The following is a 9,883-nucleotide window of genomic DNA, read 5'->3' as shown; positions in this document are numbered from 1 at the left end:
CGTGGGCGGTGGACCAGTCGAGCCGGAAGTGTCGACCCTCGACGAGCATGTCGGTGCACACCACCGTTCTGCCGTCGGCGGCGGCGACCACCGCGGCGTCGTCGCCGGGACCGACGGAGACGAACGGGGGCTGACGCCGACCGGCGACGAGCCGGTTGATGACCGCGAACTCCCCCGTTGCGGCCAGCGAGTCCGCCGGGTCTTCGCCCGCCATGTCCGGTCCTTTCATGATCCCCGCAGCACCTTCGTGCCCTGAACGCTCGGCGTTCCTGCGGTACGTTTGGTCCCTGCGGCGTGGAGTCTATGCAGCCAGATGGAGGGATAACGGCGTGGTCGAGGCTTTTGTTCTCATCCAGACAGAGGTCGGTCGCGCCGAGGTCATCGCCAAGCAGCTCGCCGGCCTCACCGGGGTGTTGTGCTCGGAGTACGTGACCGGCCCCTACGACGTCGTGGTCCGCGTCGGCGCCCCGACCCTCGCCGAACTCCAGTCCACCGTCGTTCCCAGCGTGCAGCAGGTCTCCGGAATCACCCGGACGCTGACCTGCCCGATCGCCGACGGGGTCCAGCCTTAGAGTTTGGCGTGATGAAAAGCCAGACCGGCGACGGCCCATCCCGGCCCCTGCTGATCGCGGCGCTCGTCCTGGCGGTCGGCGCCGTCGTCGCTGTGCTCGTCGTCGCCGCTGTCCTGCAGCGCACGCCGACCCAGGCTCCGGTCGTGATCGCGGGAGCGCCCGCGCCGCGTTCCGACAGTCCCGAATGTCGCTCACTGATCGACGCGTTGCCCGAGCAACTCGGTGACTACTCACGGGCCCCCGTGCGTGAGCCCGCTCCGGCGGGAACGGCGGCGTGGCAGGCCGGCGACGGCAGCGAGGCGCTCATCCTGCGATGTGGCCTGGACCGTCCGGTCGACTTCGTCGTGGGCGCACCCCTTCAGGTCGTCGATGCCGTCCAGTGGTTCCGGGTGGCCGACCAGGCAGACGAGGGACGCAGCACGTGGTTCGCCGTGGACCGGCCGGTCTATGTGGCGCTGACCCTGCCCTCGGGGTCGGGTCCCACGCCCATCCAGGTGATCTCGACGGCGATAGCCGAGGCGCTGCCGGCAACCCCCGTCGACCCCGGACCGGTCAGGTGACGCGCGCTGCTAGCGCAGGCCGGTCCCGCGGGCCATCGCGGTCTCGACCATCGTCGCGAGCAGCGTCGGATAGTCGACCCCGCTGGCTGCCCACATCCGCGGATACATCGAGATGGTGGTGAACCCCGGCATCGTGTTGATCTCGTTGATCACGGGTCCGTCGTCGGTCAGGAAGAAGTCGACCCGGGCCAGACCCTGGCAGTCGATGGCGCGGAACGCCCGGATCGCCAGGCCGCGGACCTGCTCGGCGACGACGTCGTCGACCTTGGCGGGCACGTCCAGTTCCGCGGCGTCGTCGAGGTACTTGGTCTCGAAGTCGTAGAAGCCGTCCTCGCGACCGCGCACCCCGGCCACTCGGATCTCGCCCACGGTGCTCGCTTCGATCCGACCGTCGGGGAACTCCAGCACGCCGCACTCGAGTTCCCGGCCGGGCACGGCAGCCTCGACGATGACCTTCGGGTCGTGCCTGCGCGCCACATCGATGGCACCGGCGAGCTGGTCCCAGCTGGTGACCCGGCTGACCCCGATGGACGAGCCGCCGCGTGCAGGCTTGACGAACGCCGGCAACCCGAGGTGTTCGCGATCCTCCAGCGACAGGGTGGCCTGCTGGGGGCGAAGCACCACCTGGTCGCCGATCGGCAGACCGTCGGCGGCGAGCAGCTTCTTGGTGAACTCCTTGTCCATGCCCGCAGCGCTGGCCAGCACCCCCGCGCCGACGTACGGGACACCGGCGAGCTCCAGCAGGCCCTGGATGGTGCCGTCCTCGCCGTAGGGTCCGTGAAGTACCGGGAACACCACGTCGACGGCGGCCAGCATCTCCCCGGCGCCTTCGCCCAGCGACAGCAGCTGACCGTGCCGGGCCGGATCGGCAGTCAGCGCGAGCGCGGTGCCCGACGACTCGCCGACCCGGGGCAGGGTGCCGTCGGTGATGGCCAGCGTCTCGGGCCGCCCATCGGTGAGCACCCAGGAACCCCGCGGCGAGATGCCGACCGCGACCACTTCGAACCGCTCCGGATCGAGGTTGCGCAGGATGCTGCCTGCCGAAACACACGAGATCGCGTGTTCGGAACTTCGTCCGCCGTAGACAACGGCAACGCGGATGCGGGCAGTCACAACCTAGAGAGGCTACCGTCCGCCCCGTGGCAGGGCCGCCTCGATGTCGCTGAGCAGGTCGTCGGTGTCCTCGATCCCCAGCGACAGCCGGGCGAATCCGTCGGCCACCGGGTCTCCCCACCTGGCCCTGCGATCGACCGACGAGTGGATCCCCCCGAAGCTCGTCGACGCGACCAGCAGCGCGCTCCGACCGACCAGGTCGTGCACCGCCTGCGCATCGGCCAACTCGACGGCGACCAGGCCGCCGAACCGCCGCATCTGCATCGAGGCGATCGCATGCGACGGATCGCCGGGCAGACCCGGATAGCGCACCGAGCGCACTGCCGGGTGCGAGCGCAGCATCAGCGCAACCGCGGCGGCGTTCTGACACTGCCGTTCGAATCGAAGTCCTACGCTCCCGATGCTGCGTAGTACGAGCCAGGCTTCGAAGGCGCCCAGGATCGGGCCGGCCAACAGCCTGTCGCGCTCCAGTCGCGCCATCACCTCGGGCTGGCTGCCGGCGACGTAGCCGGCCAGGACGTCGTGGTGTCCTGCCAATGCCTTGGTCGCGCTGGCGACCACCAGGTCTGCGCCCAACGACAGCGGCTGCTGTCCCAGCGGTGTGGCGGTGGTGTTGTCGACGACGAGGATCGCGCCGCGCGCTCGACACGTCATGGCCAGGTGATGCAGGTCGACGACATCCAGACCGGGGTTCGACGGCGACTCGGCCAGCACCACATCGGCGCTCGCTGCCGCGTCGCACATTTCCGCGCACCGCGCCTGCACCACGGTCACCCCTCGCTGCGCGAGGAACTCGTGGGCGTAGGCGCGCACCTGGTAGTAGCCATCGGCAGGGACGACGAGCGTGTGGCCGGGTTGGGCGACGGTCCGCAGCACCGACGTGATAGCTGCCATCCCGGAACCGAAGGCGAGCGCGGACGACGCGCCCTCGAGCGCTGCGATCGCCGATTCCAGTTGCCGCCAGGTCGGATTGGATCTGCGACCGTAGCTGTCCAGAGAATCGTCTTCATCGGGGGGAAGGTGATACGCGGCGGCCGGCACCGGCGGCGGCGCGATCGGTCCTCCCGGAACCGGTTCCGATCCAACAGCTTTGACGCTGCGAGTGGAGTCTCCGTACGTGCCGCTCACTCGACTACTCCGGCTTGGTGGTGCGGCCGAGCAGCAGGGCCACCGCCTCGTCGACGGACAGGCCCTTGTGACACACCCGGTGCACCGCCTCGGTGAGCGGCATCTCGACGTCGTAACTCGATGCCAACGCCAGCACCGACGCGCACGAGGTGACCCCTTCGGCGACATGGCCGCCGGTCGCGGCCAGCGCGGCCTCCATGGTGCCACCCCTGCCCAACCGTTCGCCGAACGATCGGTTGCGGGAGTGCGGCGACATGCACGTCGCAACGAGGTCGCCGATGCCTGCCAGGCCGGCCAGAGTGGCGGGCTTGGCCCCCAATGCGATTCCGAGCCGCATGATCTCGGCCAGCCCGCGGGTGATGATCGCCGCCGCGGTGTTCTCTCCCAGTCCGACACCCGCGGCCATCCCGCATGCGAGGGCGATGACGTTCTTGCAAGCGCCTCCGACCTCGGCGCCGATCACGTCGGCGTTGGTGTACGGCCGGAAATAGCCGGTGGACAGCGCTCGCTGTATCGTCACTGCTCTTCCCGAGTCGCTGCACGCGACGACTGTTGCGGCGGGTTGCCCCTGGGCGATCTCACTGGCCAGGTTCGGCCCGGTGACGACCGCGACGCGGGACGGGTCGGCACCGGTCACCTGCACGATGACCTGACTCATCCTCAGCAGGGTGTCCAGCTCGATACCTTTGGCCAGGCTCACCAGGGTGGCGTCGGCGCCCAGCGCGTCCTTCCACTGCAGGAGATTGGCGCGAAGTGTCTGTGACGGCACGGCCAGCAGCACCGTGCACGCGCCGTCGAGTGCCTCGGTGTGGTCGCTGGTCGCCCGGATCGACTCGGGCAGCGGTCCGTCGAGGTAATCGGCATTGAGGTGGGTGCGGTTTATCTCGTCGGCGAGTTCGGGCCGACGGGCCCACAGCCTGACATTGTTCCCCGCTTCCGCCAACACCTTCGCCAGGGCTGTCCCCCACGCCCCGGACCCCATCACCGCCGCCTCGACCACGGCTTCAGGGTAGCCGGGGAATATCAGCTGGCAGGATGACGCTCGTGAGCGGCATGACCAACAGCACGGCCAGCGCGCCGGCCAGGCTCATGCGCGCTCGAGACGCCGACATCGCACTGGTGATCGCGGTCAAGCGGCTGACCGCTGCCAAGACACGGCTGGCGCCGGTGTTTTCGGCGGCGACGCGCGAGCAGATCGTGCTGGCAATGCTGATCGACACGATCGAGGCGGCCTCGGCCGTCGCCTCGCCGCAGTCGGTGATCGTCGTCACCCCCGACGACACCGCTGCCGCGGCCGCGGCCAAGCTGGGCGCACTGGTGCTCACCGACCCCACACCTGAGGGTCATCACGATCCGCTCAACAACGCGCTCCTGGCCGCCGAGGCGATGGCCAGGAGGAAGAGCGTCAACGTCGTTGCGCTGCAGGGTGATCTACCTGCCCTGCACGTCGACGAACTCGCCGAGGCGATCGCCGCAGCTCGGGATCGACCCCGCAGCTTCGTCGCCGACCGACACGGCACCGGCACCTCGGCACTGTTCTCCTTCGGGGTGGCTCTCGACCCGCGATTCGGCCCTGATTCCGCAGAGCGCCATCGTCGTTCGGGGGCGGTCGAATTGACGGGCGACTGGCCGGGGCTGCGCTGCGACATCGACACACCCGACGACCTGATCGCGGCGCGGGGGCTCGGGCTGGGAGCCGCGACCGAGAAGGCCGTCGGCCGCGGAAGATGACGGCGGGAAGCTGATGACCCGACTCGGTGGCCGGAGCACCCTCCGATAGGGAATCATCACAGAGATGACCGAAGCCCAGACCCGCCCCGACAGCTCGGAAGCCTCCGAGACACCCGTCCTGCCGGCCGTCGCGGGATCGGATGGATCGGCTCCGGAGGCGCCACCCGCGGCTACGGCTCCCACGGTCGACAACCCACTGCCCGACGACCGTTACCTCAACCGCGAGCTCAGCTGGCTCGACTTCAACGCCCGCGTGCTCGCACTCGCTGCCGATCCGTCGCTGGCACTGCTGGAACGAGCGAAGTTCCTGGCGATCTTCGCCTCCAACCTCGACGAGTTCTACATGGTTCGGGTCGCCGGACTCAAGCGTCGCGACGAAATGGGACTGTCCGTCCGCTCGGCCGACGGCCTGTCACCGCGTGAACAGTTGCGACGGATCAGCGAGCGCACCCAGCAGATCGCCAGCCGGCACTCCCATGTCTTCCTCGATTCGGTCCGGCCCGCCCTCGCCGAGGAGGGCATCATCATCGTGACGTGGGCCGAACTCGACGACGACGAACGCGGCCGGCTGTCCACCTACTTCCACGAGCAGGTCTTCCCGGTCCTGACACCGCTGGCGGTGGATCCGGCACACCCCTTCCCCTTCGTCAGCGGCCTGAGCCTGAATCTGGCCATCACCGTCAAGCATCCCGATGACGGTGGCCAGCACTTCGCGCGAATCAAGGTGCCCGACAACGTCGACCGATTCGTGGAGCTGTCCGGTCGCGAGGGCACACCGAACGTCGTCCGCTTCCTTCCGATGGAAGAGCTGATCGCCGCCTTCCTACCCGTGCTGTTCCCCGGCCTGGAGATCGTCGAACACCACGCGTTCCGCATCACCCGCAATGCGGATTTCGAGGTCGAGGAGGACCGCGACGAGGACCTGTTGCAGGCGCTGGAGCGCGAATTGGCACGGCGGCGCTTCGGCTCCCCCGTGCGACTCGAAGTCTCCGACGACATGACCGAGGGCATGCTCGAGTTGTTGTTGCGCGAACTCGACGTCGCGGCCGGTGATGTGGTCCAGGTCTCGGGATTGTTGGACCTCTCGTCGCTGTGGCAGGTCTACGGAGTCGACCGGCCCGCACTGAAGGACCGGCCGTTCGTTCCCGCCACCCCCCCGGCATTCGGGGAGCGCGAAACACCCAAGAGCATTTTCTCCACCCTGCGCGACGGTGATGTCCTGGTCCATCACCCCTACGACTCGTTCTCCACCACGGTGCAACGCTTCATCGAGCAGGCGGCCGCAGATCCCAATGTGCTCGCGATCAAGCAGACTCTGTATCGCACGTCCGGAGACTCACCGATCGTCAACGCGCTCATCGACGCAGCCGAAGCCGGCAAGCAGGTGGTGGCGCTCGTCGAGATCAAGGCCCGCTTCGACGAGCAGGCCAACATCAAGTGGGCGCGCGCACTGGAACAGGCCGGCGTGCACGTGGTCTACGGGCTCATCGGATTGAAGACACACTGCAAGACGTGTCTCGTGGTGCGTCGCGAAGGCTCGATGATCCGTCGGTACTGCCACATCGGCACGGGCAACTACAACCCCAAAACCGCACGGTTGTACGAGGACATCGGCCTGCTGACCGCCGCACCGGACATCGGCGCCGACCTCACCGACCTGTTCAACTCGCTGACGGGATATTCCCGCAAGCAGTCCTACCGCAACCTGCTCGTCGCCCCCTACGGCGTGCGCAGGGGGATCATCGAGCGGATCGAACGGGAGATCGCGGCCACCCGCGACGGTGCCGAGGGCCGGATTCGCATGAAGGCCAACGCGTTGGTCGACGAGCAGGTCATCGATTCGCTGTACCGGGCGTCGCAGGCCGGCGTGCGGGTGGAGGTGGTGGTCCGGGGAATCTGTGCGCTGCGTCCCGGTGCCCCGGACTACTCGGAGAACATCAAGGTGCGCTCCATACTCGGCCGATTCCTCGAACATTCGCGGATCATTCACTTCCGCGCCATCGACGAATACTGGATCGGCAGCGCCGACATGATGCATCGTAATCTCGACCGTCGCGTGGAAGTGATGGCGCAGGTGAAGGATCCGCGATTGACCGCACAACTGAACGACATGTTCGAATCGGCGACGGACCCGAGGACCCGATGCTGGGAGCTCGGCGCGGACGGGCACTGGACGGCGTCGCCGCAGGAAGGACAGACCGTCCGCGATCACCAGATGTCATTGATGGAACGGCACCGCCACCCGTAGCCAGGACGACGCGGACCGAGAGCCACCGAATCAGCCGCGATGACCTGCAGGAGTTGAGGTGTCCAAGAACAGCCCACCGGACCCGGCGACGAAGAAGAAGCCGATCCTGGCCGCCGGTGCCGTGTTATGGCGACCCCACGATGTCACAGGTACACCGGAGGTCGCGATCATCCACCGCTCCCGCTACGACGACTGGTCGCTACCCAAGGGCAAGGTCGATCCGGGTGAGACGGAACCCGTCACCGCCGTCCGTGAGATCGAGGAGGAGACGGGCTTTCACGCGCATCTCGGACGCCGCCTGACGACGGTGAGCTACCCCGTCGACCAGGCGGTGAAGAAGGTGCGTTACTGGGCGGCGCGTAGCGTCGGTGGGGAGTTCACCGCCAACGACGAGGCCGACGATCTCAAATGGCTGCCGGCGCCGCAGGCGATGACGGCCTTGAGCTACCCACACGATCGCAAGGTGCTTCGCCGTTTCCTGAAGATGCCTGCCGACACCCAGACGGTGATGATAGTTCGGCATGCCACTGCGGGAAGCAGAACCAGATACAAGGGAGACGACCGGAAACGTCCCCTCGACAAGCACGGTCGGGCGCAGGCGGAGTCGCTTGTCGGACAGCTCCTCTCCTTCGGCGCCGGCGAGCTGTTCGCCGCAGACCGGGTCCGGTGTCAGCAGACGCTCGATCCGCTGGCCGAGGAGCTGGGAGCGGAGATCCGAGGGGAGCCTGCACTCACCGAGGAGGCGTACGCGGACGACCGGAAGGCCGGCCGCCAGCGCATTCTCGAGATCGCGGATGCCGCAACCAACCCGGTGATCTGCACTCAGGGCAAGGTCATCCCCGACCTCATCGCGTGGTGGTGCGAGAGCGACGGGGTTCGTCCGGACAAGTCACGAAACCGTAAGGGCAGCACATGGGTCCTGTCGCTGGCCGGTGGCCGGCTCATCGCCGCCGACCACATCGACAGTGCACTGGCCCCGAAGAAGTGACGCCGCAGATGAATTCAAAGACTCACCTGCGCCGACACCCGCACTAGCCGCCCCGGACAAAACAAATGCGCCGCGGGTCTCGAGGACCCGCGGCGCATCTGGTGGTGTGATTACTTGCGACCGCGCTTGGCCGGAGCCTTCTTGGCCGGAGCCTTCTTCGCGGGAGCAGCCTTCTTGGCAGGTGCCGCCTTCTTGGCCGGTGCCTTCTTCGCCGGAGCCTTCTTGGCGGGAGCGGCCTTCTTGGCCGGCGCCTTCTTGGCGGCCTTCCGAGCGGTGCTGCCCGCCGTCACGCCACGCTTGACCGCGGGTCCCTCTGCCGGGAGGCGCTGTGCGCCAGAGACAACGGCCTTGAACTGAGCGCCCGGACGGAACGCGGGAACGGAGGTCGGCTTGACCTTCACCGTCTCGCCGGTGCGCGGGTTGCGTGCGACGCGGGCCGCACGACGGCGCTGTTCGAAAACGCCGAAGCCGGTGATTGTCACACTCTCACCCTTGTGAACCGCACGCACGATGGTGTCAACGACATTCTCAACCGCCGCAGTTGCCTGCCGGCGATCCGAGCCCAATTTCTCCGTGAGTACGTCGATGAGCTCTGCTTTATTCATGCAAAACCTCCGAATACCAGTGGTCCACTTTGAACCGACTAGTGCACACGGTAAACCCAATGGCCGCTGATTTCCAAGAGCCACGCGCAATTTCAGGCGAAGCCAGCGAACTTTTTTCAATCCGGTTGCCGCCCTTGGCGTCCTGCCGGACACCCCCAAAAGGGGGTTGGCACGGGGCGATTTGGCCCCCGGAGCCCGTTTTTCAGACCGGCAGAGTGCGCGGTTTCCAGCTCGGGCGACGGGCTTCGTATTCTGCGATCTGATCGCGTTTGCGCAGCGTAAGGCCTATATCATCGAGCCCTTCGAGCAACCGCCAGGCGGTGTAGTCGTCAATGTTGAACGGCACCATGACCGTTCCCGCGGCGACCGTCCGATCTTGAAGATTCACAGTGATTTCCAGACCCGGCTGCTGCTCGATGAGTTTCCACAACAATTCGACGTCGTCTTGTGCGACTTCTGCCGCCAGGAGTCCGGCCTTGCCCGCGTTCCCCCGGAAGATATCGGCGAACCGGGACGAGATCACCACCCGGAATCCGAAGTCCATGAGCGCCCAGACGGCATGCTCCCGAGACGAACCCGTGCCGAAATCCGGTCCCGCGACCAACACCGATCCGTGGTCGAAAGGCGCCTGATTGAGAATGAACGCCGGATCGTTGCGCCAGGCCGCGAAGAGACCGTCCTCGAATCCTGTTCGGGTCACCCGCTTCAGGTACTCCGCAGGAATGATCTGGTCGGTGTCCACATTCGAGCGACGCAGCGGCACGCCGATTCCGGTGTGGGTGCGAATGGCTTCCATCACAGTCTCCTGTCGGGTTTCAGTGAGCGGACACGGCGGGCAGATCCGCCGGGGAGGACAGCGTGCCGCGGACCGCGGTCGCCGCGGCGACCGCCGGCGCCACCCGGTGCGTGCGCCCGCCGTTGCCTTGCCTGCCCTCGAA

At 67.3% G+C, this 9,883-nt stretch carries 11 protein-coding genes and 1 pseudogene; 5 read left to right on the top strand and 7 right to left on the bottom strand.

Annotated features, from left to right (window positions below; genetic code table 11):
- Nucleotides 1-214: pseudogene (locus WA965_RS21020) on the bottom strand (thiamine-phosphate kinase); the annotation flags it as partial.
- Between the two features lie 115 nt (nt 215-329).
- On the opposite strand from WA965_RS21020, the gene WA965_RS21015 reads away from it, so the two are divergent.
- Nucleotides 330-572, top strand: a complete 243-nt coding sequence (locus WA965_RS21015) for an Lrp/AsnC ligand binding domain-containing protein (RefSeq protein WP_526297367.1) — start codon at nt 330-332, stop codon at nt 570-572.
- A gap of 11 nt (nt 573-583) precedes the next feature.
- Entirely contained in the window at nt 584-1,132 is a 549-nt protein-coding gene (locus tag WA965_RS21010) for a DUF3515 family protein (RefSeq protein WP_526297365.1), read from the top strand.
- A gap of 9 nt (nt 1,133-1,141) precedes the next feature.
- On the opposite strand, the gene WA965_RS21005 is transcribed toward WA965_RS21010, so the two are convergent.
- From WA965_RS21005 to WA965_RS20995, 3 genes are read right to left on the bottom strand one after another with little or no spacing between them, the layout of a single operon-like run.
- The gene (locus tag WA965_RS21005) at nt 1,142-2,245 is read right to left on the bottom strand and encodes a D-alanine--D-alanine ligase family protein (protein ID WP_526297363.1); all 1,104 of its coding nucleotides are present in this window, start codon (nt 2,243-2,245) and stop codon (nt 1,142-1,144) included.
- Between the two features lie 12 nt (nt 2,246-2,257).
- The gene (locus tag WA965_RS21000; protein WP_526297361.1) at nt 2,258-3,373 is read right to left on the bottom strand and encodes a cystathionine gamma-lyase; all 1,116 of its coding nucleotides are present in this window, start codon (nt 3,371-3,373) and stop codon (nt 2,258-2,260) included.
- Nucleotides 3,374-3,377: 4 nt separating this feature from the next.
- Entirely contained in the window at nt 3,378-4,355 is a 978-nt protein-coding gene (locus WA965_RS20995) for an NAD(P)H-dependent glycerol-3-phosphate dehydrogenase (protein ID WP_526297379.1), read from the bottom strand.
- Nucleotides 4,356-4,426: 71 nt separating this feature from the next.
- Here WA965_RS20995 and cofC point away from each other — a divergent pair, with 71 nt between their 5' ends.
- The 3 genes from cofC to mutT1 all read left to right on the top strand — a co-directional run bounded on the left by cofC (nt 4,427) and on the right by mutT1 (nt 8,340).
- Nucleotides 4,427-5,104, top strand: a complete 678-nt coding sequence (cofC, locus tag WA965_RS20990; protein ID WP_526297377.1) for a 2-phospho-L-lactate guanylyltransferase — start codon at nt 4,427-4,429, stop codon at nt 5,102-5,104.
- A gap of 64 nt (nt 5,105-5,168) precedes the next feature.
- On the top strand, nt 5,169-7,352 hold the full coding sequence (locus WA965_RS20985; RefSeq protein WP_526297359.1) for an RNA degradosome polyphosphate kinase: 2,184 nt from the start codon (nt 5,169-5,171) through the stop codon (nt 7,350-7,352).
- A 58-nt stretch (nt 7,353-7,410) separates the two neighbouring features.
- Complete coding sequence (gene mutT1, locus WA965_RS20980) at nt 7,411-8,340, top strand: 8-oxo-(d)GTP phosphatase MutT1 (RefSeq protein ID WP_526297357.1); 930 nt, start codon at nt 7,411-7,413, stop codon at nt 8,338-8,340.
- A gap of 110 nt (nt 8,341-8,450) precedes the next feature.
- Here the strand turns inward: mutT1 and WA965_RS20975 are convergent, their stop codons facing one another.
- The 3 genes from WA965_RS20975 to WA965_RS20965 all read right to left on the bottom strand — a co-directional run.
- On the bottom strand, nt 8,451-8,945 hold the full coding sequence (locus tag WA965_RS20975) for an HU family DNA-binding protein (protein WP_526297355.1): 495 nt from the start codon (nt 8,943-8,945) through the stop codon (nt 8,451-8,453).
- A 202-nt stretch (nt 8,946-9,147) separates the two neighbouring features.
- On the bottom strand, nt 9,148-9,741 hold the full coding sequence (gene leuD, locus WA965_RS20970; protein WP_526297353.1) for a 3-isopropylmalate dehydratase small subunit: 594 nt from the start codon (nt 9,739-9,741) through the stop codon (nt 9,148-9,150).
- 19 nt (nt 9,742-9,760) lie between these two features.
- The coding region (locus WA965_RS20965; protein WP_526448030.1) for a hypothetical protein at nt 9,761-9,883 on the bottom strand (123 nt) is incomplete at its 5' end.

The organism is Mycobacterium sp. (assembly GCF_049683935.1).
Lineage (GTDB): Bacteria > Actinomycetota > Actinomycetes > Mycobacteriales > Mycobacteriaceae > Mycobacterium.
The sequence above is the reverse complement of the archived record's forward strand: the minus strand, read 5'-3'. Positions and strand labels throughout refer to the sequence as shown.

What these genes read in the sequence shown, in the direction of transcription:
- WA965_RS21010 (WP_526297365.1), top strand. Translation starts at nt 584, where the DNA reads ATGAAAAGCCAGACCGGCGACGGCCCATCCCGGCCCCTGCTGATCGCG.
- WA965_RS20995 (WP_526297379.1), bottom strand. Translation starts at nt 4,355, where the DNA reads ATGGGGTCCGGGGCGTGGGGGACAGCCCTGGCGAAGGTGTTGGCGGAA.
- cofC (WP_526297377.1), top strand. Translation starts at nt 4,427, where the DNA reads ATGACCAACAGCACGGCCAGCGCGCCGGCCAGGCTCATGCGCGCTCGA.
- WA965_RS20985 (WP_526297359.1), top strand. Translation starts at nt 5,169, where the DNA reads ATGACCGAAGCCCAGACCCGCCCCGACAGCTCGGAAGCCTCCGAGACA.
- WA965_RS20975 (WP_526297355.1), bottom strand. Translation starts at nt 8,945, where the DNA reads ATGAATAAAGCAGAGCTCATCGACGTACTCACGGAGAAATTGGGCTCG.
- leuD (WP_526297353.1), bottom strand. Translation starts at nt 9,741, where the DNA reads ATGGAAGCCATTCGCACCCACACCGGAATCGGCGTGCCGCTGCGTCGC.